This window comes from Pseudomonas sp. FBCC-B545, assembly GCF_059134095.1.
Window position 1 is genome coordinate 3,809,649 of record NZ_CP101441.1, and the last position, 25,546, is coordinate 3,835,194.

General features: G+C 65.2%; 18 protein-coding genes. 15 read left to right on the forward strand and 3 right to left on the reverse strand.

Annotated elements, in window-relative coordinates:
- Nucleotides 1–28 precede the first annotated feature (28 nt).
- The 13 genes from NMB39_RS17465 to NMB39_RS17525 are packed head-to-tail and all read left to right on the forward strand — an operon-like array spanning nucleotide 29 to nucleotide 19,845.
- On the forward strand, nucleotides 29–5,482 hold the full coding sequence (locus tag NMB39_RS17465) for a non-ribosomal peptide synthetase (protein ID WP_494340361.1): 5,454 nt from the start codon (nucleotides 29–31) through the stop codon (nucleotides 5,480–5,482).
- On the forward strand, nucleotides 5,479–7,218 hold the full coding sequence (locus NMB39_RS17470) for an ABC transporter ATP-binding protein (protein WP_494340360.1): 1,740 nt from the start codon (nucleotides 5,479–5,481) through the stop codon (nucleotides 7,216–7,218). The genes NMB39_RS17465 and NMB39_RS17470 overlap by 4 nt, the downstream gene beginning before the upstream one ends.
- Nucleotides 7,215–8,960, forward strand: a complete 1,746-nt coding sequence (locus NMB39_RS17475; RefSeq protein WP_494340359.1) for an ABC transporter ATP-binding protein — start codon at nucleotides 7,215–7,217, stop codon at nucleotides 8,958–8,960. The genes NMB39_RS17470 and NMB39_RS17475 overlap by 4 nt, the downstream gene beginning before the upstream one ends.
- Nucleotides 8,954–10,057, forward strand: coding sequence for a saccharopine dehydrogenase NADP-binding domain-containing protein (locus NMB39_RS17480; protein WP_494340358.1), 1,104 nt, complete (start codon nucleotides 8,954–8,956; stop codon nucleotides 10,055–10,057). The genes NMB39_RS17475 and NMB39_RS17480 overlap by 7 nt, the downstream gene beginning before the upstream one ends.
- Nucleotides 10,054–11,088 (forward strand): class I SAM-dependent methyltransferase, encoded by a 1,035-nt coding sequence (locus NMB39_RS17485; RefSeq protein WP_494340357.1) that lies wholly within the window; start codon nucleotides 10,054–10,056, stop codon nucleotides 11,086–11,088. Before NMB39_RS17480 ends, NMB39_RS17485 begins: the two co-directional genes overlap by 4 nt.
- The gene (locus NMB39_RS17490) at nucleotides 11,085–12,755 is read left to right on the forward strand and encodes a class I SAM-dependent methyltransferase (protein ID WP_494340356.1); all 1,671 of its coding nucleotides are present in this window, start codon (nucleotides 11,085–11,087) and stop codon (nucleotides 12,753–12,755) included. The genes NMB39_RS17485 and NMB39_RS17490 overlap by 4 nt, the downstream gene beginning before the upstream one ends.
- Nucleotides 12,752–13,930, forward strand: a complete 1,179-nt coding sequence (locus tag NMB39_RS17495) for a cytochrome P450 (RefSeq protein ID WP_494340355.1) — start codon at nucleotides 12,752–12,754, stop codon at nucleotides 13,928–13,930. The genes NMB39_RS17490 and NMB39_RS17495 overlap by 4 nt, the downstream gene beginning before the upstream one ends.
- Nucleotides 13,927–15,066 (forward strand): Gfo/Idh/MocA family oxidoreductase, encoded by a 1,140-nt coding sequence (locus NMB39_RS17500; RefSeq protein ID WP_494340354.1) that lies wholly within the window; start codon nucleotides 13,927–13,929, stop codon nucleotides 15,064–15,066. The genes NMB39_RS17495 and NMB39_RS17500 overlap by 4 nt, the downstream gene beginning before the upstream one ends.
- Nucleotides 15,063–15,782, forward strand: coding sequence for a VOC family protein (locus NMB39_RS17505; protein ID WP_494340353.1), 720 nt, complete (start codon nucleotides 15,063–15,065; stop codon nucleotides 15,780–15,782). The genes NMB39_RS17500 and NMB39_RS17505 overlap by 4 nt, the downstream gene beginning before the upstream one ends.
- Nucleotides 15,775–17,373 (forward strand): (2,3-dihydroxybenzoyl)adenylate synthase, encoded by a 1,599-nt coding sequence (locus NMB39_RS17510; RefSeq protein ID WP_124356105.1) that lies wholly within the window; start codon nucleotides 15,775–15,777, stop codon nucleotides 17,371–17,373. Before NMB39_RS17505 ends, NMB39_RS17510 begins: the two co-directional genes overlap by 8 nt.
- Nucleotides 17,370–18,116 carry a thioesterase II family protein gene (locus NMB39_RS17515; protein ID WP_198719051.1) on the forward strand — a complete coding sequence of 249 codons (747 nt, stop codon included), beginning with the start codon at nucleotides 17,370–17,372 and terminating at the stop codon, nucleotides 18,114–18,116. Before NMB39_RS17510 ends, NMB39_RS17515 begins: the two co-directional genes overlap by 4 nt.
- Nucleotides 18,113–18,421 carry an isochorismate lyase gene (locus NMB39_RS17520; protein ID WP_046072133.1) on the forward strand — a complete coding sequence of 103 codons (309 nt, stop codon included), beginning with the start codon at nucleotides 18,113–18,115 and terminating at the stop codon, nucleotides 18,419–18,421. The genes NMB39_RS17515 and NMB39_RS17520 overlap by 4 nt, the downstream gene beginning before the upstream one ends.
- Complete coding sequence (locus tag NMB39_RS17525) at nucleotides 18,418–19,845, forward strand: isochorismate synthase (protein WP_494340352.1); 1,428 nt, start codon at nucleotides 18,418–18,420, stop codon at nucleotides 19,843–19,845. The genes NMB39_RS17520 and NMB39_RS17525 overlap by 4 nt, the downstream gene beginning before the upstream one ends.
- Here NMB39_RS17525 and NMB39_RS17530 read toward each other — a convergent pair.
- From NMB39_RS17530 to NMB39_RS17540, 3 genes are all read right to left on the reverse strand, one after another.
- Nucleotides 19,733–20,938, reverse strand: a complete 1,206-nt coding sequence (locus NMB39_RS17530; RefSeq protein ID WP_494340351.1) for a XylR family transcriptional regulator — start codon at nucleotides 20,936–20,938, stop codon at nucleotides 19,733–19,735. The genes NMB39_RS17525 and NMB39_RS17530 overlap by 113 nt on opposite strands.
- A gap of 88 nt (nucleotides 20,939–21,026) precedes the next feature.
- The gene (locus NMB39_RS17535) at nucleotides 21,027–21,416 is read right to left on the reverse strand and encodes a hypothetical protein (RefSeq protein WP_198719053.1); all 390 of its coding nucleotides are present in this window, start codon (nucleotides 21,414–21,416) and stop codon (nucleotides 21,027–21,029) included.
- Entirely contained in the window at nucleotides 21,413–22,831 is a 1,419-nt protein-coding gene (locus NMB39_RS17540) for a PAAR domain-containing protein (RefSeq protein WP_494340350.1), read from the reverse strand. Before NMB39_RS17540 ends, NMB39_RS17535 begins: the two co-directional genes overlap by 4 nt.
- 295 nt (nucleotides 22,832–23,126) lie before the next feature.
- On the opposite strand from NMB39_RS17540, the gene xylA reads away from it, so the two are divergent.
- Together xylA and xylF are read left to right on the forward strand one after the other, a co-directional pair.
- Nucleotides 23,127–24,443 (forward strand): xylose isomerase, encoded by a 1,317-nt coding sequence (gene xylA / locus NMB39_RS17545; protein ID WP_057025339.1) that lies wholly within the window; start codon nucleotides 23,127–23,129, stop codon nucleotides 24,441–24,443.
- Nucleotides 24,444–24,544: 101 nt separating this feature from the next.
- A complete protein-coding gene (gene xylF / locus NMB39_RS17550) occupies nucleotides 24,545–25,546 on the forward strand; it encodes a D-xylose ABC transporter substrate-binding protein (protein ID WP_494340349.1) in 1,002 nt (333 codons plus the stop codon).

A 25,546-nucleotide genomic window follows, 5' to 3' on the forward strand; every position in this document is an offset into this window, starting at 1 on the left:
ACCTCCCCTTATCCCAGGAGCTGTCCCCATGCCCGCCGCCAAACTGTTAAGCGAACTCAAGTCCCTGGGCGTCGAACTCTGGCCCCAGGATGGCCAACTCAAATTCCGTGCCCCCCAAGGCCTGCTGGACGCCGAACGCCTGGCGCAATTGCGCGAGCACAAGCAGCAGATCCTGCACCTGCTGCAAACCCAGGAGCGGCCCGAGGTGGTGGCCGACCCCTTGCAACGTCACGCACCTTTCCCGCTCACCGATGTGCAGAATGCCTACCTGCTCGGCCGCCAGTCGTCGTTCGGCTACGGTAATGTGGCGTGCCACGGTTACCTCGAACTGAGCTGGCCGAGCCTCGACCCGCAGCAGGTGGAACAGGCGTGGAACCGCCTGATCGCCCGCCACGACATGTTGCGCGCGGTGATTGCCAGCGAAGGCTCCCAACGCGTGCTGGCCGAGGTCGCCCATTACCCGCTGGCTGTCGCGGACTTGCGCGGCGCCACTGGCGAGCAGCACCAGCATGCCGTACAACAGATTCGCCAGGCCATGGAGCAGAAGCTCTACCCCACCGAGACCTGGCCGCTGTTCGAATTGCGCCTGAGCCGCAGCGACAGCGGCGACACCCTGCACTTTTCCATGGACTCGTTGATCGCCGACTGGGCCAGCGCGCAACTGCTGTTCAATGAGCTGGAGCAGTTGCTGCACGATCCCCAGGCCAGCTTGCCGCACCTGGACATCACCTTCCGCGACTACCTGCTGGCCGAACGCGGCCTGCTCGAAGGCAGCCGCCATCAGCGTGACCGTGACTACTGGCTGGCGCGTCTCGATGAACTGCCCCCGGCTCCGCAACTGCCGGCGCCCCTGAGCGGCGAAGACACCACAGTGCCACGCTTCCAACGCCACTCGGCGCACCTCGATACGCAACCATGGGCCGCCCTGAAAAGAGCCGCCAGCGCCCTCGGCCTCACTCCCTCCATCGTGGTGCTCAGCGCCTATGCCGGCACCTTGCAACGCTGGAGCCAGCAACCTTCCTTCAGCCTCAACCTCACGCTGCTCAACCGTTTACCGCTGCACCCACACGTCAACCAGCTGGTGGGGGATTTCACCTCGGTCAGCCTGTTGCAGGTCAATGATCCCCAGGACCAGGATTTCACTGCCCAGGCACGGCAACTGGGCAACCAATTGTTCGCCGACCTGGAGCACCGGCTGTTTTCCGGCATTCAAGTGATGCGCGAAATCGGCCGCCGTCGCGGGCGTGAGGCGGCCGCCATGCCGGTGGTGTTCACCAGTGCCATAGGCCTGGCGATTGAACCGCAGGCCGCCAGCCAGCGCCGGGTAGGCTACGGCATTACCCAGACCCCGCAGGTGACCCTTGACTGCCAGGTGATGGACGACGCGAACGGCTTGCACATCCACTGGGACGTGCGCCAAGGCGTGTTCCCTGACGGTTTGGTCGAGGACATGCAGCAGGCATTCGTTGCCCAATTGCGCTTGCTGGCCTTCGACCCGGCCACCTGGGACGCGCCCATGCAAGTGCCGCTACCGGCCTGGCAACAGCGTGAACGCCTGGCCGCCAACGCCACCGCCGCGCCGCTGCCCACCGGCCGCCTGCATGACGGCCTGTTGGCCATGGCCTGGGAACGGCCACAGGCCCTGGCGGTGGTCGACGCCCACGGCAGCCTGACCTACGCAGCCCTGATGGAGCGTGCCCTGGCAGTCGCCGCAGCCCTGGGCGCCGCCGGTTGCCGCGCCCAGGAACCGGTGGCGATCCTGATGCCCAAGGGCCGCGACCAAGTGGTGGCGGCCTACGGCGTGCTGCTGGCCGGCGCCGCCTACCTGCCGCTGGACAGCAACGCCCCGGCCGCCCGCCGCGACCGCGTACTGCACAGTGCCAAGGTGCGGCATGTGCTCGGCCACTCCCAGGCCCTGCCCGACACGCCGTTACCCGAGGGTGTGCACTGGCATTCGGTGGACCAACTGGCAGCCGCCACGCCGGACTTGCCGGCACAGGACGCCGGCCCCGACGACCTCGCCTATGTGATCTACACCTCCGGCTCCACCGGCGAGCCCAAAGGCGTGATGATCAGCCACCGCGCCGCCCTCAATACCGTACAGGACATCAACCGGCGCTTTGCGGTCAACGCCGCTGACCGCGTGCTGGGCCTGGCGCAATTGAGTTTCGACTTATCGGTGTATGACCTGTTCGGCCCCCTCGCCGTGGGCGGCACCCTGGTGCTGCCGGACCCGGCACGGGGCGCCGACCCGTCGCACTGGGCCGAGCTGATACAGCGCCATCAGGTCACGCTGTGGAACTCGGTGCCGGCGCAGTTGCACATGCTGGCCCACTACCTGCAGGCCGAGCCACGGCCCCTGGACAGCCTGCGCCTGGCGCTGTTGTCGGGTGACTGGATACCGCTGAACCTGCCGCCGCAACTGCAAGCGCTGCTGCCGGGCCTGGCCCTGGTGGCCCTGGGCGGTGCCACCGAAGCCTCGATCTGGTCGAACCTGCACCCCATCGGCGCGATTGAACCGGCATGGCGTAGCATTCCCTACGGCCTGCCGCTGGCCAACCAGGGCTTGCGCGTGCTGGACAGCCAGTGGCGCGATGCGCCGACCTGGGTGCCGGGCGACCTGTACATCACCGGGGTCGGCCTGGCCCAGGGTTACCTCGGCGACCCGGCGTTGAGTGAAGCGCGCTTCTTCGCTCACCCCCTCGACGGCCAGCGCCTGTATCGCACCGGTGACCGTGGCCGCTACCTGCCGGGGGGTGAGCTGGAGTTTCTCGGCCGTGACGACGGCCAGGTCAAGATCCGTGGGCACCGCGTGGAGCTGGGCGAAATCGACGCCGCACTGCTCGCCACCCCAGGCGTGGACAGCGCCGTCAGCCTGCTCAGCGGCGAGCTGCTGGCCTTCGTCACGGCGGCGCGTGTTGAACCCGAGCCGCTGCCGGGCACACCATTGCTGACGGCGGTGCAGCGTTATGCCGACAGCCAGGTCGGCAACTTTGACGCGCAGCAGGTACGCGACTATCAGGCTGACCTCAACGCCGCCGCGTTGAGTTCGATGCTGGATGTCATGCTCAAGGCCCAGTTGTTCAGCGGCGCGCTGGCCGAGCCGGATGCAGCTGCCATCCTCAGTGCCTTGCAGGTGCAACCGCGCCATCACTGGTTGGTGCAGCGTTGGTTGCTGGCCTTGTGTGACGCGGGCCTGTTGCAGCGCGAACAATCCCGCTATCGCCTGCTGCATGGCGAGCCAACCCCGGCGCTGGCCTGGGGCCGGGTGGAACAGGCGGTGGCATGCGGGCTGTGCAGCCAGGCGCTGCTCGACTACCAGCTCAGCCATGTAGCGCAACTGCCGCAACTGCTGCGCGGCGAGGTCAACCCGTTCGATCTGTTGTTCCCCCAGGGCCAGCAAGATCTGGCGTTGCAGCTGTATGGCGGGGATGCGGTATCGCGCTACAACAACCACAGCATCGCCGCGCTGATCAACCGGCTTGCCATCCACCATGACGGCGATGGCCCGCTGCACATCCTTGAAATCGGTGCGGGCACCGGGGCCACCAGCGCGCCGGTGATCAGCCTGCTCGATGGCCTGAACGTGGATTACCTGTTCACTGACATGACCGCGTTTTTCCTGCCGGCGGCCAAGCAGCGCTTTGCCGATCACGCCTGGGTGCGCTACGGCGTGCTGGACATTGACCAGGATATCCGCCCCCAGGGCCTGGCCAGCAACAGCGTGGATATCGTGCTGTGCGCGGGCATGCTCAACAGCGTCAAGGACATCGACAACGCCCTCGGCCAGATCACCGAATTGCTCAGCCCCGGTGGCTGGCTGGTGTTCAGCGAACCGACCGGCGAATGGCCGCCGATCCTGCTGACCCAAGGCTTTATGATGACCCCGGCGGGCGACGACCACGACGTGGGCCGCAGCGGTTTGCGCGCTGCGGATATCTGGCAGGCACGGGTCCAGGCATTCGGCGGCGAATGCCTGCCGGCCCTGCCCCACGCCGACCACCCGCTGGCCGCCTTCGGCATGCAGGTATTCGCCGCTCGCTTCAAGGCCGGGCTGCAGCGCTTGAGCGTCGACAGCCTGCGCCGCGCCCTGGCGCAACGCCTGCCGGACTACATGCTGCCGGCGCACCTGCAAGTGCTCGACCGTCTGCCCCTGACCGCCAACGGCAAGGTCGACCGCAAGACCCTTGCCAACTGGCGCCCCACCATCGATGCCCAGGCCGGCAGTAACGAAGCGGTGCCCAGTGACCCGCTCACCGCCGAGCTGTGCAGGGTGTGGGCCGAAGCCCTGGGCCTTTCGCAGATCGGCGCCGACGACAATTTCTACGAGAAAGGCGCCGATTCGCTGATCCTCGCCCGCGTTGCCGGCCAGCTGCGTGAACAACTGCCCCAGGCGCACAGCCTGAGCTACGACACCCTGCTGCGGCAGATGCTCAACGAGCCGACTGTCAGCGCCCTGGCGCGCCTGCTCAACCACGATGAAAGCCCCCCCACCGCCGCAGCGCCTGACCAGTCGCAGCGCGCCACCCACAGCAACGCCCTGGTAGTGCCGTTCGGCGGTGGCGAGGTCGGCCCGGTGCGAGTGATGTTCCATGCCGCCCTGGGCACCCTGGATTATTTCCAGCACCTGGGCCGTGCGCTCGCCGCCCAGCAGGCCGGGCCGGTGATCGGTTTTGCGGTGGCAGACACCGCGCAGTACCTGGCCCTGGAACCCAAGCGCCTGATCGAAAGCGTGGCCCAGGACTACGCCGAACGCTTGATCGCCGACGGCCATCAGCGCTTCCAGCTGATCGGCTACTGCCTTGGCGGCCTGCTCGCCACCGAAGTCGCCCGGCGCCTGCTGGAGCGCGGCATGGAGGTGGTGGACCTGAGCCTGATCGACAGCATCCCGATGTTTATCGACACCGACGAAGAGCTGGCCTATGAGGCGATCTTCGTGCCCAACCTCAACCTCGACCCGGTCAAGACCGTGTTCGGCGCCCATATCGAAGACTACGACGTGTACCGCGCCATCGACCTGCTGATGGCCCGCGACAACCGGCGCGTGCCCGCCGGGGCCATGGCTGCCCTGGGCGGCGACCCGGGCCTGGAAGCACTGGCGCTGGCGGTCCGGCAACAATCGGCGCGCAGCCAGGAAGAACGCCTGGCCGAGTACGCCCGCCTGGCGTCTGGGCAGGCCGGGGTGCCGATCGGCCCCGAGCTGGTGCCGACGCTGTTTCGTGTGTGTCGCCACAGCATGCGTGCGGCGCGGTTCGACCCGCCGCCGTTCCTCGGCAACATGACCTACCTGCGCTGTCTGGAGCAGCAATCGTTCGGCATCACCGGCGGTGTCGGCCATCTGGCGGCACCGTTCTGGGAAGACGCGTGCCTGGGCCAATTCAACTTGATCGACGTGCCCGGCAACCACTTCAGCGTGATCGAACCACCCCACGTGCACATCGTTACTGCGCACCTGCTTGAGGCCCTTCGGAAAAACTCATGACCACCGCCCTGGATACCCTGAAACGCCCGGTCAACCGCTTGATCCGCCTCGGCGTGGTGTTTGCCGCAGTCGGCGCGCTGGTCAACCTGGTGCCCTTTATCGGCCTCACTGAACTTGGCCGCCTGCTGCTCGCCGGCAACGCCGACAGCGCCACCCTGTGGCAGTGGGCAGCGCTGGTGGTGGTCGCCCTGAGCCTGGGCTGGATGGCCAGCGGCGCCGCGCTGTGGCTGACCCACCTGGCCGACCACCGCCTGCAATCGAGCCTGCGCGAGGCCATGGTGCGCAAGCTGGGGCGCGTGCCCCTGGGCTGGTACACCGACACCACTTCCGGCGCCGTGCGCAAGGTGGTGCAGGACGACCTCGAAGACCTGCACCATCTGGTTGCGCATCACGCCGTGGAAGTGACGGCGGCGATTGTCACACCCTTGGCGGGATTGATCTGGCTGGCGACGTTGAACTGGCGCCTGGCACTGCTGGCGGTGCTGACCCTGCCGATCTACGCGCTAGCCTACAGCCTGATGATGCGCGGCTTCGGCGCCAAGATGCAGTTGCTCGACAAGAGCATGACCCGGGTCAGCGCGGCGATTGTCGAGTTTGTCCACGGCATTGCCGTGGTCAAGGCATTCGGGCAGGTCGGCCAGGCCCATCGCAGTTATCAGCAGGCGGTCAACCAGTTCAGCACCCAGTACGCCGGCTGGGTCAAGCCACTGCTGCGCCTGGAAGCCTTCTCGTCGATGGCCTTGAGTGTGCCGGTGATCCTGCTGGTCAGCCTGAGCGTGGGCAGCTTGTTGCTGGCCCAGGGCTGGATCACGCCATTGCAGTTGTTCGCCGAAACCCTGGTGGCGGTGGTGATCCCGCAGTCGCTGCTGGTGATCAACCAGAGCCTGACCGCGCAACGCACCGCTCTCGCTGCGGCCGAGCGCATCGAAGCGCTGCTGGGCGTCGAGGAGCTGCCGACGCCCAAGGTCTGCGTACCGCCCCAGGGCAGCGACATCCGCTTTGAACAGGTGCAGTTCGGCTATGACCCCGCGCATATGATCCTCAATGGTGTCGACCTGCACTGCCCGGCCGGCAGCGTCACCGCGCTGGTGGGTGCCTCCGGCGCGGGCAAGTCGACCCTGGCCAAGCTGGTGCCGCGCTTTCACGACGTCAGCGCCGGGCGGGTCTGCGTAGGCGGTGTGGATGTGCGCGAGATCGACCCGCGCCAGCTGTATCAGCACGTGGGTTTTGTGTTGCAGGACGCGCAACTGGTGCACGGCACGGTGGCCGACAACCTGCGCCTGGGCCGCCCCGAGGCCAGCGATGCCGAGGTCGAGGCCGCCGCCCGTTCGGCGCAGATTCACCAACGCATCCAGGCCCTGCCCCGGGGCTATCAATCGGTGGTTGGCGAAGACGCGATTTTCTCCGGCGGTGAAGCCCAACGCCTGTCCATCGCCCGCACGCTGTTGGCCGATACGCCGGTGCTGATCCTCGATGAAGCCACCTCCCACGCCGACCCCGAGTCCGAAGCGTTGATCCAGGACGCGCTGTCTGCCCTGGCCCGCGGTCGCACGGTGCTGGTGATCGCGCACCGCCTGGCGAGCATCTGCGGCGTCGACCAGATCGTCGTGCTCGACCAGGGCCGCGTCCTCGAAAGCGGCCGCCATGACCAGCTGCTGCAGGCCAACGGCGCCTATGCCCGCCTGTGGCGCGCCAGCGCCGAAACCACCGCCCCCGACCTGGAGATGTCCTTGTGATCCGCAGCCTCGTGACTTTATTGGGCCCGGCCCATGCCGCACGCCTGTACCGCTACCTCGCCTGGCTGGTGACCAGTGCCGTACTGCAAGGCGTGGCCGTGGCGTTTTTGGTGCCGATCCTGCACGCGCTGTTTGCCGGCGACCTGCACAGCGCCTTCCATTGGCTGGCGGGCCTGGCGGCGATGGCGGTGCTGACCTGCATTGCCCACTACCAGCAGGCCATGAAGGGGTTTGCCCTGGCTTTGGTGGTGTTGACCACCCTGCATGATCGCCTCGGCCAGCACCTGGTGACCTTGCCTTTGGGTTGGTTCAATTCGGAGAAGGTCGGGCGCCTGTCGCGCAGTGCCACCAGCGGCACCCTGATGGTCACCGGCTTGTTTGCCCATTACCTGGGGCCGGTGGTGTCCGGCGTGGTGGTGCCGGCCACGGTGGCGCTGAGCCTGTTCGTGTTCGACTGGCGCCTGGGCCTGACGGCCGTGCTGTGTGCGCCGCTGATCTACTTCACCCATCACTGGTCGGCGGCGGCCATCGGCAGCAACGACGCACGGGTGGAAGCCGCCGCGACCCTGGCCGGCAACCGCGTGGTGGAATTCGCCCGCTACCAGCAAGTGCTGCGCGCCTTTGGTCGCACCCAGGACGGGTACGCGCCGTTGCAGGCCGCCAACCTGGCGCAGAAACACGCGGGCGGCTCGATGCTGTCCCAGACCTTTCCGAAATTGCTGGCCGGTGGGTTGACCGTGCAGTTGGCGTTTGCACTACTGGTGGGCGTAGGCATTGCCCTGGCCGCCCACGGCGACATCGACGCCATCCAGTTGGTCGCCCTGCTGGCTCTGGCAGCGCGCTTTGTCGGGCCACTGGCCGAAGCGGCGGCGCGCAGCGGCCTGTTGCGTATGGCCGGTAACGACCTCGACCAACTGGTGAGCATCCTGCGCGAGCCGTCGTTGCCGGAGCCGGCGGTGAGCCAAGCGCTGACGGCGCCCGGCAGCCTGGCCTTTGACCAGGTCAGCTTCGCTTACCCCAGCGGGCCCAAGGTGCTGCACCGCCTGACGTTCAACGCCCCGGCCCATTCCATGACCGCGATTGTCGGCGCCTCGGGCTCGGGCAAGACCACCGTCACGCGCCTGCTGATGCGTTTTTTCGATGCCAGCGAGGGCAGCGTCAAGGTCGGCGGCGTGGACGTGCGCGAGCTGTCCAATGCCGCGCTGATGGCGCAATTGTCCCTGGTGATGCAGGACGTGTACCTGTTCGACGACAGCCTTGAGGCCAACATTCGCGTCGGCAGCCCGGACGCCAGTGCCGAACAAGTCGCCGAAGCCGCACGGCTGGCCGGCGTGGATGAAATCGTCGCACGCCTGCCCCAGGGCTGGAATACGCCAGTGGGCGAAGGCGGCGCGGCGCTGTCCGGGGGCGAACGCCAGCGCGTATCCCTGGCCCGGGCCCTGCTCAAGCGGGCGCCCATCGTATTGCTGGATGAAGCCACGGCGGCCCTGGACCCGCACAACGAAGCCTTCGTACAAGCAGCGATCCGCAGCCTGATGCAAAGCTCCACGGTGCTGGTAATTGCCCACCGCCTGCCGACCATCATGGCCGCCGACCAGATCCTGGTGCTGGATGAAGGTTGCCTGGTGGAGGCCGGCACCCATGCGCAGTTGCTGGCCCGCAACGGTCGCTACGCAGGGTTCTGGCATGACCGCCAGCGCGCCGGTGGCTGGCGCCTGAACGCCGAGGCCCAGCCATGCTGATCGGGGTGTTGGGCGCCAGCGGCGACGTGGGGCTGGCCAGCGCCCAGGCGTTGTTGACGCTGGGAGTCAATGAGCTGCGCCTGGGCGGGCGCGATGCCGTCAAGGGTGCGCACTGTGTGCAAGTGCTCCAGCAACAATGGCCACAGGCGCGCTTGCAATGGGTCGCGGCGGACTTCACCGACGCCAGGGCTTTGGCCGCGTTCGCCCGTGGTTGCGATGTGCTGCTCAACTGCGCCGGCCCGTCCTGGCGCGTAGAGGCGCGTGCCGCACACGCCGCGTTGCAGGCCGATGCCCATTACGTCGATGCCGCCGGCCACATGCACCTCGACCCGGCCCAATGGCGTGGCCGCTGCGCGGTGCTGGGTGCCGGCCTGCAACCCGGGCTCACCGGCCTGCTGCCGCGCTGGCTGGCGGAGCAGGCATTCACCCTGGTGCGCAGCCTGACCAGCTATTTCGGCTTGCGCGATCACTTCACCGCCGTGGCTGCCGACGACTTTTTGCAAGGCGCGGTGGACGGCAGCAGCGAACCGCTGGCGGCCTGGCACAACGGCCGCTGCAGCCGTGCACTGCGGCGCCGGCGCGAGGTGTCGGTGCCGTGCTTCCCCGGCCAGGTCCACCTGTTGCCCTACCTGAACCTCGAGGGCGAACGCCTGGCCATGGACCTGAACCTGGAGGTCGGCCAGTGGTTCAACGTGATCACCGATGGCTACGTGCTCAAGGCCCTCGACCAGGCCCACGGCCTGCCACGGGCCGACGCCGTGCAGCGTTTGTGCGAGGCCAGTCGCCTGGATCTGAGCGGGCAAGCGCCTTTTGTCACCCTGCTGCTGCAACTCGATGGCGTGTACCACGAGCAGGCCCTGACCCGCAGCCTGGTGCTCAGCGGCGCCGGCAATGCGGCGCTGACCGGTGCCATGGCCGCCGCCACGGTGATCAGCGTGGTGGAGGGCGAGATCCGGTCCGGCTGCCATGCAGCCGCCGAGGCCCTGCCCCCCGCCGCCAGCCTTGAACGCCTGCTGCGCACCTCGGCGATCCGCGCCCTGAACCTGCTGCACAGCCCGCTCGATCAACTGCATGCCGCCGAAGAAGGTTGCCTATGAACACCGCCCTGAACGAGTTGGAACATGTCAGCCTGGGCGTGATGGCCCAGGTGCTGCTGCACACCCAGGCGTTGCCGTTGCAAGCCTGGCACAGCGCCGAACAGATCAATGCAGCGCTGGGCACGGCTGCGCGGCATGCCTGGGTGGTGCGGCGTTGGCTGGCGGCGTTGACCCGTGCCGGCCTGCTGCGCAAAGAAGGCGAACGCCTGGGTTGGTCGGCAACGCCCCTCGACCCACAAGTCGGGGAACTGCCGCGCCTGTATGCCGAATTGGGCTTCCCGACCAATATGGCGCGCCTGCACACCCAAGTCATCGAGTGCCTGCCCGACCTGCTGCGCGATCAATTGACCCTCACCCACTTGCTGATGCTCGGCAGCGACCCGGTGAAGGCGCTCGGCGCCTACCAGCACAACCCTTTCACTGCGGCGATCAATCACGCCCTGGCCAAACGGGCGCAGCAAGTCAGCGCCGCTGGTGGAACGTTGCGGGTACTGGAACTGGGCGGCGGCGCCGGCAGCACCACCGACGCGGTGTTGGCGGCGCTGCAAGCGCGTGAAAAGGACTATCGCTTCACTGATATCAGCTCGCTGTTTACCGGCGCGGCGCAGCGTCAGTTTCGCCTCGAACCGGGGATGCAATTCGGCCTGCTCGACCTCGATCGCAGCTTCAGCGTCCAGGGTATTGCGCCCCACAGCCAGGACCTGGTGATCGCCGGCAATGTGCTGCACAACGCCCGCGACCTGCCCGATTGCCTGGGGCAGATCCGCAGCAGCCTGGTCGATGGCGGCACCTTGCTGTTCAGTGAATCCATCGCCGACAACCCGGCGATGCTGACCTTCATGCACCTGTTGTTGTCGCCCCCCGCCGATGCACCGTTGCGCGCCAGCGATGAAGCCTTCATGGCACCCGACGCCTGGCACCTGGCCTTGCAGGCGGCCGGCTTTGAGTTGCTCGAGGTATGGCCCGCCGCGGCGGAACCGCTCGCCGCCGCGGGGCAACGCTTGTTCCATGCCAGAGGAGTTTCAACATGAATGTCGACACCTTGCTGATCGACCTACCCGCTGCCTTTCCTTGGCATCTACCGGCCTTTACCGACCTGGGCGTGCATCAACAGGCCCCGGCCCGGTTGCTGGCGGTGCTCGAACGCCAGCGCCCGGCGGTGGTGGTGATGGGCGCCGAACAACTGGAACGCCTGCTGGATTTTCCCGGCCTGGCCTTGAGTAACCTGAGCCACCTGGAACAGGTGCTGTTCGTCAGCCCGCGCCCGGGCGACTGGCAACTGGCAGAACGCGCCGCGGCGCAACTCGATTGCCGCGTGCAGGGTTTTACCGAAGACGGGCGCGAGCTGGCCAGCGTCAAGCGTGAGCACCAGCGCTGGTGTGAGCGGGCCTTGGGGCATCCTCAGGTCAGCGCCGTCGCGCTGCATGGCCAGACTTTGTTCGCCGTGCCCCAGCCTTGCGCACCGGCAGCGGTGGACGATCATCTGGACGCGACCGGGGCCGCCGTCGATCAGCAGTTCAGCACCACGCAACTGCACGACGCCGTGCAGTTGAACCAACGCTTGAGCCACGCCGCGTTGCTGTCGATGCTCAACGGCCTTGAGCAATGTGGCCTGCTGCCGGCGCCCCTTAACGACGTGGCGCAAAGCCTCGCCAACGCCGGCATCGCCCCTGGCCACCGGCCCTTGATCGCACGCTGGCTGGACGTGTTGCAGGCCGAGGAGCTGCTGCGCCGCCAAGGCGACCACCTGCATCCCAGCCTCGACCCCAACGCCTGGAGCGACGCCAGCCTGGACGCTATCTGGGCGCAACTGAGCCTGGGCTGGGAACACAACACCGGCGGCTGCGCCACCCTCGACTATGCGCGGGACAATGCCCGCCAGCTACCAGCGCTGATGCGCGGTGACTGCGCGGCGGTGCACCTGCTGTTTCCCGAAGGCCGCACCGAACGCGCGGCGGCGTTGTACCGCGAAAGCCTCGCGGCGCAGTACCAGCATCGCGCCGTGGCCCACTGGATTGGCGCCTGGGCGGCACGCCAATCAACTGAACCTTTGCGCGTGCTGGAGGTGGGGGCTGGTACCGGCTCCACCACCCAGGCGGTGTTGCCGGCCCTGGCGAATCTAACGGTGGACTACCTGTGCACCGACGTGTCGCGCTACTTCAGTGAACAGGCCGCCGAGCGTCTGCGCGCCTGGCCATGGGTGCGCCACGGTGTGTTCGATATCGACCGCCCCGCCGTGGCCCAGGGGTATCCCACCCAGAGCTGGGACCTGATCGTCGCCGGTGGCGTGCTCAACGCCGCCCGCGACACCCAGCGTTCGCTGTCCACCCTGCTGGCTTTGCTCAAGCCGGGCGGCTGGCTGGTATTCAGCGAGCCGACCCAGGAAGAATTCTGGGTCATGGCGTCCCAGGCGTTCATGCTCAACCAGGCCAGCGATGAGCGTGCGCTGGGCCGCAGCACCTTCCTCAACCTCGAGCAGTGGCAGACCGCCCTGGCCCGCGCCGGCTTCCAGGGCAATCGCAGCCTGCCCGCTGCCGATCACCCATTGGCGCGCCTGGGCCATCGAGTGTTCGCCGCCCAGGTGCCGAGCCAGCGCCTGAGCCGTGCCGCCTTGGCCGCCCACCTGGAACACCCCGACCTGCAGCTTGAACTGCTCGACCATTTGCCCGACCTGCCTACCGCCAAGGACTTGCCATGACCCCGCTGGCCTACCCCTTCAACGCCTTCACCGACCTGGAGCTGGCTGAGCCATACCGCCATGCCCAGCAGGCACCGGGCCTGTTGCGTATCCAGATGCCCATCGGCGCGCCCGCCTGGCTCGCCACCCGTTACGACGATGTACGCCTGGTGCTGGGTGACCGGCGTTTCAGCCGCAGCGAAGCGTTTCGTCGTGGCGACGCTCCACGGGCATTCCCACGGATTGCCGGCGGCATCGTGATGATGGACCCGCCGCAACTCACGCGTATCCGCTCCCGCGCCGCCCAGGCGTTTACCCGGCGCCGCGTCGAAGCCTTGCGCGCCCATGCCCGGGCCTACGCCCATGAATTGATCGACCGCATGCTCGCTGCCGGCCCGCCAGCGGACCTGGTCAATGACTATGCCTTGCCGCTGCCCCTGGGGTTGATCTGCGAACTGCTCGGCGTGCCGCTGCAAGACCGCGAACGCTTCAAGCTGTGGAATGACTCGCTGCTGTCGACCCGCCCCGAAGACGCCGCCCTGACCCAGCAACACCTGGGCGAACTCGCGGCGTATATCAAGGGCCTGGTCGCCGAGCGCCGTCGCCAGCCACAGGACGATTTCATGACCGCCCTGGCCCAGGCCGATGAACAAGGCGAGCGCCTGAGCGAAGAGCAACTGCTGCTGTTGTGCATCGCCATTCTTGTCGCCGGCTACGAAGGCAGCGCCTCGCAGATCCCCAATTTCATCCAGGTGCTGCTGGACAATCCTGCGCAGTGGCAACAGCTCAAGGCCCGTCCCGAACAGATCCCCCAGGCGGTGGAAGAGCTGCTGCGCTATATCCCGTTGGCATCGGCGGCAATGTTTGTGCATTACGCCCTTGAAGACATTCAGGTGGGTGAGACTTTGGTACGCCAGGGCGAGGCAGTATTCGCCTCGATTGGCGCAGCCAACCATGACCCGGCGCGCTTTGCAGAGCCGCAGACCCTCGACCTGCAACGCGATGCCGCCGGCCATTTCGGCTTCGGCCATGGCCTGCATCACTGTATCGGCTCGGCCCTGGCGCGGGTGGAATTGCAGGAGGCGTTGCAGGCGCTGGTGGAACGCCTGCCCAACCTGCAACGCTGTGGCGAGGTGCAGTGGAAAACCGCGACGTTCTTTCGCGGCGCCCACTGCCTGCCGGTGACCTGGTCATGAGGGGCGCACGTAAACGCGTGATCGTCGCCGGCACCGCGTTCGGTCGCATCTACCTGCAAGCCCTGGCCCGTGCCCATGAGCGCTATGAACTGGTGGGCATCCTGTCGCGGGGCAATGCCTATTCCCAAGCCTGCGCCGACCACTACGGCGTACCGCTATTCGAAGCGGTCGAGCAGGTGCCCAACACGGTGGATATCGCCTGCGTGGTGGTTCGTTCCGGCGCCACCGGAGGCGCCGGCAGCGAACTGGCCCAGCAGCTGTTGCGCCGTGGCATCCACGTGTTGCAGGAACACCCGGTGCACCACCGTGAAATCGCCGCGTGCATGCAGGCGGCGCGCCAGGGCCAGGCGGCCTACGCGGTGAATACGCTGTACCCGAATATCCTTGCGATCCGCCGCTTTCTGGCGGTGGCCGCCTACCTGCGCGAGCAACAAGGGCTGGCCTATATCGACGCGGCCTGTAACAGCCAGGTGGCCTACCCCTTGCTGGATATTCTCGGGCGCCTGGCCGGTGGTTTACGGCCCTGGGCATTTGCGGCGCCGGCGGCCAGCGTCGGTGCGCAGCCCTTCACACGATTGAACGCCAGCTTCAATGGCGTGCCGATCAGCCTGCGCGTGCAAAACCAGGTGCATCCCCAGGACCCCGACAACCACTCGTTCCTGCTGCATCGCCTTGAAGTCGGCTGTGAAGGCGGCGTGCTGAGCCTTTGCGACACCCACGGCCCGGTGCTGTGGAACCCGCGCCTGCATGCGCCACGGGACGCCACCGACCGCCTGATCATGGCAGGCGAAGGCAGCGAGCGGCTGGCCGGGCCGAGCATGGTGGTACTCGACCCGCAGATACCCGCCAGCTATCACCAGGTGTTCAGCGAGCTCTGGCCGGACGCAGTCAGCCTCGCCCTGGACGCGCTGTGCGACGACATCGACGAGCCGGCGCGGCGCCTGCGCAGCGGCCTGTGGGCCACCGAGGTGTCGATGGCCTGGCGCGAGATGAACAGCCTGATCGGGATGCCCGAATTAATTGAACCGTCGATTCCCCGGGCGTTGCCGCTGGCCGAGCTGCACCGCCGCGCCGACGCGGTGCACCCGCCCTGCACTGACCCCGGCGCACAACTGTTGGGAGCCCTGCCCTTGTGAATACTGCCCAATCCCGCTCGTCCTGCAGCCATGTGCTGCTGTGGGTGCGCGACCTGCACCAGGCCGTGGCGAACTTTCGCGCCGCCGGGTTCGAGGTCACCTACGCCACTGCCGAGGCCCGTGCCCAACACGCGCATATCTGGTTCAGCCATGGGCCGATCATTGAGTTGCTCACTACGCCTCGCCACGCCTGGCTGTTCAAGTGGCCCATCGACTGCCTGGCCGGCCGAGGTGCCGGGCAGCGCATGTTGCGTTGGGCCGCCCACGGCGAAGGCTTCTGCGACCTGGCCTTGCTGTGCGATGAGCAACTGCTGGCGCCGCGCCTCAAGGATCTGGCGGCCTGCGGCGTGGCCATGGGCCGGGTTGTGAAGTGGCAGCGCACCTGTGCGGACGGCAGCCAGACGCGCTTTCGTTTCGTCTACCCGCGCCATGCGCGCCTGCCGTTCCTGGTCACGCCCTACACGCCTTCTCAACATCCGGAGCGACTGATCCACCCCAACGGCGCCACCGGGCTGGCGGCGATTCGCCTGGGGGTCAGCCCTGCCGACCGCACCGCCCTCGACCTGCTGGCGGGCGACGATCCGATGTTGCGCCTGCATCCGGCTGAATATACCGGCGTACAGGCGGTGCAAATCGCCGGCCTGACGCAACCGCTGACCCTGCACGGCGCCCAGTTGCTGGGTTGCCCGACTGCCCAAGGAGATTTCCATGCTTGATGGCTGCACTGACTGGCCCGAAGACTTTATCCGCCGCTACCGCGAGCAAGGCTATTGGCAAGGCGTGCCCCTGGGCCAACTGCTGCGCGAACAATCCCAGAGCACGCCGCAACAGGAAGCCTTGGTGGACGGCAATCGACGCTGGAGCTACGCCGAGCTGGACCAACAGGCCGACCGACTGGCCGCCGGCCTCGCCGAACGCGGGCTGGTCGCTGGCCAGCGGGTGCTGGTGCAACTGCCCAATATCGCCGAGTTTTTCGCCCTGACCTTCGCCCTGCTGCGCCTGGGGGTGATCCCGGTGTTTGCGCTGCCGGCCCATCGCGAACATGAACTGGAACACCTGGCGCACCTGAGCCAGGCGGTGGCCTATGTGATTGTCGACCAGCACCTGGGCTTCGATTACCGCCCGCTGGCGCGCACCCTGCGTGAGCAAGTGCCGAGCTTGCAACAGGTGTGGGTGGTGGGCGCGCCCGAGGAGTTCGTAGCCCTGGCCGATTGCGTCGCCGCGCCCCGCCAATTCCCCACGCCGGACGCCCGGGACGTCGCGGTGCTGCTGTTGTCCGGCGGCACCACCGGCCTGCCCAAGCTGATCCCACGCACCCATGACGACTATGCATGCAATGCCCGGCTGGCGGCCCGCGCCTGCGGCTTCGACGGCCACACCCGTTACCTGGCAGCGCTGCCGGTGGCGCACAACTTCCCGCTGGCCTCGCCTGGCGCGCTCGGGGTGTTCAGTGTCGGCGCTACCCTGGTGCTGGCGCCGGAGCCGAGCCCGGACACCGCCTTCGAACTGATCGAACGCGAACGTATCACCCACACCGCCTTGATCCCGCCGCTGGTATTGCTGTGGCTGGAAGTCGCGCAATGGTCCGACCACGACCTCAGCAGCTTGCAATGGCTGCAAGTCGGCGGTGCGCGGCTCAAGGCCGAGATCGCCGCCCGCATCCGCCCGGCCCTGGGCTGTGGCCTGCAACAGGTGTACGGCATGGCCGAAGGCTTGCTGTGTTTTACGCCGCTGGACGATCCCGAGGAACGAGTCTTCGACACCCAGGGCCTTCCCCTTACGACGGCGGATGAGATCCGTATCGTCGATGCCGACGATGTACAGGTGGCGCCCGGCGCCGTGGGGGAATTGTTGGTGCGCGGGCCCTACACCATCCGTGGCTATTACAACGCCGCCGAGCACAACCAGCGGGCGTTTACCGCCGACGGGTTTTATCGCAGCGGCGACCTGGTCCGGCGCCTGCCCGAGGGGCATTTGATTGTCGAGGGGCGCAGCAAGGATGTAATCAACCGCGGCGGCGAGAAGATCCCGGTGGAAGAGATCGAGAACCTGCTGCTCGGCCATCCGCTGATCCGCGATGTGGCGCTGGTGGCCCTGGCCGACGAATTGCTGGGGGAACGCAGTTGCGCCTGCGTACTGGCCCACGGTGAACCCTTGGACCTGGCCTCGATCAACGCCTGGCTGCGCGAGCGTGGGCTGGCGGCCTACAAGTTGCCGGACCGCTTGCAGGTGCTGCGCGAGTTCCCGCTGACGCGCCTGGGCAAGGTCAACCGCAAGGCCCTGGCTGAACAGGTATTGGCCTCATGAGCCCGTGGCTGCGCGCATTGCGTGAAAGCGAACAGCCCCGCGCACGCCTGGTATGCCTGCCCCATGCCGGTGGCAGCGCGAGTTTTTTCCGCCCGTGGCTGGCGCACTTGCCGGGGGATATCGACCTGCTGGCGGTGCAGTATCCCGGCCGTGAAGAGCGCTTCAACGAGGCGCATATCCCGTGCCTGGCGAGCCTCGCCGAACACATCAGCCAGGCGTTGCTGGCCTTGCCTGCGCGGCCCCTGTGGCTGTTCGGCCACAGCATGGGCGCGGCGCTTGCCTATGCCGTGGGCATACAGCTTGAAGCCGCTGGCATGGGGGCTGCCCACGTATTTGTCTCGGCCCACGCACCGCCGCACCGGCAGCCGCCCAGCGACCTGCACCGCCAGGACGACACCACGCTGATCGCCGACATCCTGCGCCAGGACGCCCAGGCCGCCGACCTGTGGGCCAACCCGCAGTTGCGTTCGCTGTTCCTGCCGGTGTTGCGCAGCGACTACCAGGCCATCGAGACCTGGCGCCCCGCCCACCTGCTGCCCTTGGCCGCACCGCTCGATGTGCTGTTGGCGCACGACGACGCCGAGGTCAGCCTGGAACAGGCCCGCGCCTGGGCCGACCTGAGCCGCCACAGCCCGGATATCCGCTGGTTCGACGGCGATCACTTTTACCTCAAGCATCAGCCGCGACCGGTGATCCACCACCTGTTGCAGCGCAGCGCCTACCTTCAGGAAGACTCACAATGAAAACCCCGGAACACTGCACTGGCCTTCACGACATCCGCCACGCCATCGACAGCCTCGACCAGCAGATCATCGACGCCCTCGGCCTGCGCATGCAGTACGTCAAGGCCGCCTCAGCGTTCAAGCCGGACCAGGCCAGTATCGCCGCCCCGGAGCGCGTCGCAGCGATGTTGCCCCAACGCCGGCAATGGGCGCAGGACGCCGGGCTGGATGGCGAATTTATCGAAAGCCTGTTCAACCAGATCATCCACTGGTACATCGCCGAGCAAACCGCGTTCTGGCTGCACAAAAAGAGCAAGGCGGTATGAACGCTACCGACTTACTCAAGGTATTCCAGGCCGCGCACCAACGGGCGGTGGCGTACCAGCGCCCAGTGATTGCCGTCAGCGCCTACCCCGCGCCGACGCTGGCGCCTTTGGCGCTTTATGCAGCCCATCGACAGGGCTTCTTCTGGTGCGCACACTCGCCAGACCTGAGCCTGTTCGGCCTGGGCTGCGCCTGGCAGATCGAAGCCATCGGGCCCCGGCGCATGGCCGAGGTGGATAGCCAATGGTTTGCGCTGTGCGCCGATGCGTTGGTGCAGGGACCCTACCCGCCGTTGCTACTGGGTGGCATGCGCTTCGATGAACAGCAACCCTGTGCGCCCCACTGGGCACCGTATGCCGACGCCAGTTTCCACCTCGCCCACTGGTTGCTCAGCGAGGACACCACAGGGCGCTGGCTGCGCTGCCAGCGTGTGGTCGAGCCGGGCAGCGATCCTGCCGCACTGGTGCACGAAAGCCTGGCCGTCTACGAACAGTTGCTCAACCCCGCCCCCCATGTAACCTCTACACCCGATGTGCTGGAGCGCCGCGCACTGCCCCGGCATCAATGGCAGGCCAAGGTCGACACCGCGCTGCACGCCATCGCCGGGGGTGAGTTGAACAAGGTGGTGCTGGCGCGGCATATCGACCACCATCTGGACGCCACCCTCGATACCGGCGCGGTGATGGGCCGCCTGCACGAGCGCCGCAACGCCTCGCACCTGTTCGCCATCCACCGTGGCGAGCACTGTTTCATGGGCGCCACGCCAGAGCGATTGCTCAGTTGCGACGCGGGCCGCCTCACCACCCACGCCCTGGCAGGCAGCACCCGTCGCGGGCTCTGGCCGGATGAAGACCAAGCCCTGGGTGAGCGGCTATTGGCCGACCCCAAGGAACAGCACGAACATCAGCTGGTGGTGCAGACCATCACCCAGGCCCTGCACGACAAGGTCACCGACCTGCACGCCGCCCCGTGCCCTGGCCTGTTGAAACTGGCCACCGTGCAGCACCTGAGCACGCCCATCACCGCACAACTGAATGTCGGCAAGCGCCTGCTCGACGGCGTCCAGGCGCTGCACCCCACCCCCGCCGTCGGCGGCTTGCCCAGGGCACCTGCGCTGGGCTTCATCCGTGGACACGAAGGCTTCGACCGTGGCTGGTACGCCGCGCCGGTGGGCTGGCTGGACGCCAATGGCAACGGTGACTTCCTGGTGGCACTGCGCTCGGCCTTGATCACGCCCAGACACTGCCATGCTTTTGCCGGCTGCGGCATTGTCGAAGGCTCGTTGCCGGCCAACGAGTACGAAGAAACCCAGATCAAGCTGGCAAGCATGCAACAGGCGCTGCAACTGGCCTGCCCTGCTGATACTGACGTGGCGTACAGCCAAACTCACGACGAAACACCGTATGCAAGTACTGCGCAGAGGTGAAGCCGCAACTGGCGGCGATGTCGGCGATGGCCAGGTCCTGGTTCTCCAGGCCCTTGGCGGCAGCGGCGAGTTTGAAACCGAGGATTTCATCATGCACGCTGCAGCCGCGCACCTTGCGAAAGTGCGCTTCCAGGGAAGAGCGTGAGACGCCGACATAAGCGGCAACCTGGTCGGTCTTGATCCCCTGGCAAGCGTACTGCCGGATAAACAGCAATGCCTGCATCACATAAGGGTTGCCCAAGGGCTGATGCAGGCTGGAGGCCTGCACGTTGATCGCATCCGGCGGCACCAGCACCTGCGTGCCGGTGCAGGGCTTGCCATGCAGCATCTGGTGCAGCAAGGCCGCGGCGGTACGGCCCATGGTCTCGGTGCCCTGGATCACCGAACTCAGCGGCACCCGCGTGAGGGTGCGGGTCAGTGGGTCGTTGTCGATACCGATCAACGCCACTTGCTCCGGCACGGCAATCCCGGCGGTCAGGCAGGCTTGCAGCAATTGCCGGGCGCGGGCGTCGGTCACGGCGATAATGCCGATAGGCTTGGGCAGGCTGTGCAGCCAGGCAATCTGCTGCTCCACCGCGCTGTCCCACAACGGCGCGCTGGTGCCCAGGCCGCGATAGACCTCCACCTGCAAGCCATCGCGTTGCATCAAGCGGCGAAAGGCTTTCTCACGCTCCTGCGCCCAACGATTGGCCTGGGCCTCGGGCAGGCTGAAACAGGCAAACCGCGTCAGCCCGGCCTCGATCAAATGCTCGTAGGCCAGCTTCATCAAGGCGTGGTTATCGGTGGCGACATAGGGAATGCCCTTGGGGTACGCGCTGACGTCCTCATAAGACCCCCCCACCGCCACCACCGGTATCCGACTCCCAGCCAGCGCCTCGCCGATCAGCGGGTCATCGAAGTCGGCAATGATCCCATCGCCCTGCCAACGCTCGATACCGCGCAGACGACAGAGAAAGTCCTCCTCCAGGAATAGGTCCCAGGACGCGCGCGTACTGCTCAGGTAATTGCCGATACCGGTGATGATGCCGCGGTCGTAGATTTTGCTGCCGTTGAAGAGCAAGGCGATGCGGTGCACGGGCGGTAGGGTTTTCATTGTTTTTGTCCTGGGGCCGGTGGGTGCAGATGAGTACGCAAAGGTCTGACTGCTCAGGATAGCGGGCCTCGGATGAGGCCCGCTTAAATTACCTAAATTCCACCAACATGGCTGCAACTGCGGCCCAAAAGACGGAACCGATCAACATCATCATATTGATGGTCAACAGACGTTTTAGATGAGGTGGGAAGTTTTCAAGATCGACAGGGTCCAGTTCTCCGATGCGAATAGACGCCTTCGGTAACGTCACCATTCCGGCAATTTTTGATATTTCCAGAAGCGACCAGATTACCCCCCTCTTTCCCAGGCTTGTTCCCCAGATATAAATAAAACGACTGTTTTTCAGCGCATCTTTCATAGAGTCCAAGTGTCGACGACTAAGGTAAAGACTAAAAGTAATGCCAGCAGCGGCAAGCAAAATTGGCCCCCCTGTAACGATGATTGCGATCCAGGGAGGCCAAGTGTCGATACCGGTCATGGCTGCCTTGCCTCGTAAATTTTTTCACCTATGTACTCACCCGTTTTACCACCGTAAGTCGTACCCATCCAGGCGCCAGTGCCTACAACAGCAGCGACGCAGATAACACCACCGATTCCTGTTGTGACGCCTAGTGCTACGCACACTGCAGTACTGGCATCGCTGGCTGCCAATCCGCTTGCAGCACCGATAGCAGTAGACCCAGCGAATTTCCCTCCTTCAGTAAATTTAACCTTCTCACACGCCGCCCCAGAATCCCCATTACACACCTGCTGAATAGCCAACAACGAAGACACCCCACCAAGGCCTATACCGATATAACCACCTGCCTTCATATACTTCGTGGCACGACTAACAGCCTCCACATGAGCCGCATACCCCGGAATCTGACCCGGCCCGCCCGCCTTGTCCCAGTGATGCACCAAGCTGCGGCTGGAAATGCCCAGGGCCGTTTTCAACTTCGGGTGATCGCCCAAGGTTGTCTGCCCGCGCAAGCGCGTGGAGTTGAGCAAATGGGCATCCAGCTGGTTCATCAGTCGCTGACGATCAGCAAAGAACTGCGGTGATCTAAGGTGGCCGTGCTGCCGATAGCTTTCCTGGTGCAGGCGCTCCATCGCCTGGAGTGTGTCGCGCAGATTACTCAGGTGCTTCTCCATCACCACCGCACTCACGCCGAGCCAGGTTGAGGTATGGCCGATAAACCCAGCAATTTCAGCGCCGTGGCGAAACAGGAAGTCGGCCTCATCTGGCGTCAAGGCATCCAGGGATGCGTCAACCTGTCGAGCGGCCTGCATCAGTTGCGCTTCCTGATAAGTGCAGGAGGTGTTGTTCGGATCGCTGAGCACGATCATCGAGCCGGCTTTTATGTAGCTTGTGTTGGAATTTAGCGATTGAAACTTGCGCATTACCGCCGGGTCCCGAACTGGAAACAGTGTGGCTTCCATCGCTTCGCGAGTCATGCTTTTGGGCACGATATAAAAACCTGGCTCCTCGCCTGAGAGAGCTTTAAATGCGCTAAATGCGGACCGGGGCGCATAACTTGGCACGATGGAAGCGCGTTGAGAAGGGGCTGCCCATTGGGGCGCTGGCTGGACCGGATCGACGGCTTGTCTGTTGGCGCTCACAACCGAGCCACCTCTGCCGTGGTACTTGCCGAGTAACACCGAAGCAATCAGCTCGGCTTTACAGGGGCAGCCGCTGTAGCTGTCCAACGTACCGGCAATAAGCCGGCCATTGCTTCGCATGAAAGAAATGCCGCCGATGATCTTATATGTTTGCCCATCCTTGCCACAGGTGACTGGGTCACCTTCGCACGCACGAAGACTGCCATGCATATGGGTCCTTTGATCTCCGTCCAGCACTTCCCCGCCGCAGGTGGTTTTGTCACCTCGGCGGATGAAATGACCTACGCTCATTGTTTTGCCTCTTATCCATGTTTTTTGGCCGTACTTCCCTGCTCGTCTCGATCAGAAAACTGACGCGTAACGCCTTTCGATTGAGGTAAACGAGCAAAAGAAAGTCAGTGGCAGGCCAAACTTTGATGAGGCATATCCCCACCGTAAAGTCAGACGTTTCCTTAATTCCTGTACTCCCTGAGCCGTTCTGAACGCCCCACTCAAAATCGCACTACACCTTGGTGATTTTCATAATCAGCACCCCAGGTGCCGTTGCTAGTATCCAGGCACCGCCAAGAACAATAAGGAAACCGCCATGCCGTACTTCCCCGGTGTCGACAAGGTTCGCTTCGAAGGCCCTGCCAGCGAATCCCCCCTCGCCTTTCGCCATTACGACGCCAACAAACTGATCCTCGGCAAACCCATGCGCGAACACCTGCGCATGGCCGCCTGTTACTGGCACACCTTTGTGTGGCCAGGGGCGGATATGTTTGGCATGGGCACGTTCAAGCGCCCATGGCAGCGCAGTGGCGATCCGATGGAGCTGGCGATCGGCAAGGCGGAGGCGGCCTTTGAGTTTTTTTCCAAGCTGGGTATCGACTACTACAGTTTCCACGACACCGACGTGGCGCCGGAGGGCAGCTCGCTCAAGGAGTACCGCAACCACTTTGCGCAGATGGTCGATCACCTGGAGCGTCATCAGGAACAGACCGGCATCAAGCTGCTATGGGGCACCGCCAACTGCTTCAGCAACCCGCGTTTTGCCGCCGGGGCCGCGAGTAATCCGGACCCGGAAGTGTTCGCTTTCGCTGCCGCCCAGGTGTTCAGTGCGATGAACGCCACGCTGCGGCTCAAGGGTGCCAACTATGTGCTGTGGGGTGGTCGTGAAGGGTATGAAACCCTGCTCAACACCGACCTCAAGCGCGAGCGCGAGCAGCTTGGGCGCTTTATGCGCATGGTGGTGGAGCACAAGCACAAGATCGGCTTTACCGGCGACCTGTTGATTGAACCCAAGCCCCAGGAGCCGACCAAGCACCAGTACGATTACGACAGCGCCACGGTGTTCGGCTTCCTGCATGAGTACGGCCTGGAGCAGGAGATCAAAGTGAACATCGAGGCCAACCACGCGACATTGGCCGGGCACAGTTTTCATCATGAGATCGCCACCGCCGTGTCACTGGGGATCTTCGGCAGCATCGACGCCAACCGCGGTGACCCGCAGAACGGCTGGGACACCGACCAGTTCCCCAACAGCGTAGAGGAAATGACCCTGGCCACCTATGAAATCCTCAAGGCCGGGGGCTTCAAGAACGGCGGCTACAACTTCGATTCCAAGGTCCGGCGCCAGAGCCTGGACGAGGTGGACCTGTTCCACGGGCATGTGGCGGCCATGGATGTGCTGGCCCTGGCCCTGGAGCGTGCGGCGGCGATGGTGCAGGACGACCGCTTGCAGCAGTTCAAGGACCAGCGTTATGCCGGTTGGCAGCAGCCGTTGGGCCAGGCGGTGCTGGCGGGTGAGTTCAGCCTGCAGTCCCTGGCTGAGCATGCGTTTGCCCAGGAGCTGAACCCGCAGGCGGTGAGTGGTCGGCAGGAAATGCTGGAGGGGGTTGTGAATCGGTTTATCTATCGGTGACATTTGCACGACAAATCTATGCACAGAGCGTCAAGGGACGCTCTACAGTTCTACCCGCATCACCTTGTGTCTTTCCAACAACAATAAAGGGACGCACCACCATGAAATCATTCAAACACACCCTGCTCGCCAGCGCCCTGGCCCTGCTTGCCCTGCCGGTGATGGCCGATTCTGCCCATCCGAAGATCGGGTTTTCCATCGATGACCTGCGCCTGGAGCGCTGGTCCCGCGACCGCGATTACTTTGTTGCGGCGGCGGAAAAACTCGACGCCAAGGTGTTCGTGCAGTCCGCCGATGCCAACGAGCAGAAGCAGATTTCCCAGATCGAAAACCTGATCTCCCGGGGCGTCGATGTGATCGTCATCGTGCCCTTCAATGCCACCGTGCTGACCAATGCCGTGGCCGAAGCCAAGAAGGCCGGGATCAAGGTGGTGTCTTATGACCGCCTGATCCTCAACGCGGATATCGACGCGTACATTTCCTTCGATAACGAAAAGGTCGGCGAGATGCAGGCCAACGGTGTGCTGCAGGCGGCGCCAAAGGGTAACTACTTCCTGCTCGGCGGCGCACCGACGGACAACAACGCCAAGGTGCTGCGCGAAGGCCAGATGAAGGTGCTGCAACCGGCCATCGACAAGGGCGATATCAAGATTGTCGGCCAGCAATGGGTCAAGGAGTGGAACCCCACCGAAGCCTTGAGCATCGTCGAAAACGCCCTGACCCGTAATGACAACAAGATCGACGCCATCGTCGCGTCCAACGACGCCACCGCCGGCGGCGCAATCCAGGCCCTGGCTGCGCAGAAGCTGGCGGGCAAGGTGCCGATCTCCGGCCAGGACGCCGACCTCGCCGCCGTCAAGCGCGTGATCGACGGCACCCAGACCATGACCGTCTACAAGCCGCTCAAGCTGATCGCCACCGAAGCCGCCAAGCTCTCGGTGCAGCTGGCGCGCAACGAAAAACCCACCTATAGCTCGCAGTATGACAATGGCAGCAAGAAGGTCGACACCATCCTGCTCACCCCGACGCCGTTGACCAAGGCCAACATCGACCTGTTGGAAAAGGACGGGTTCTATACCAAAGAGCAGATCGCCGGGCAGTGA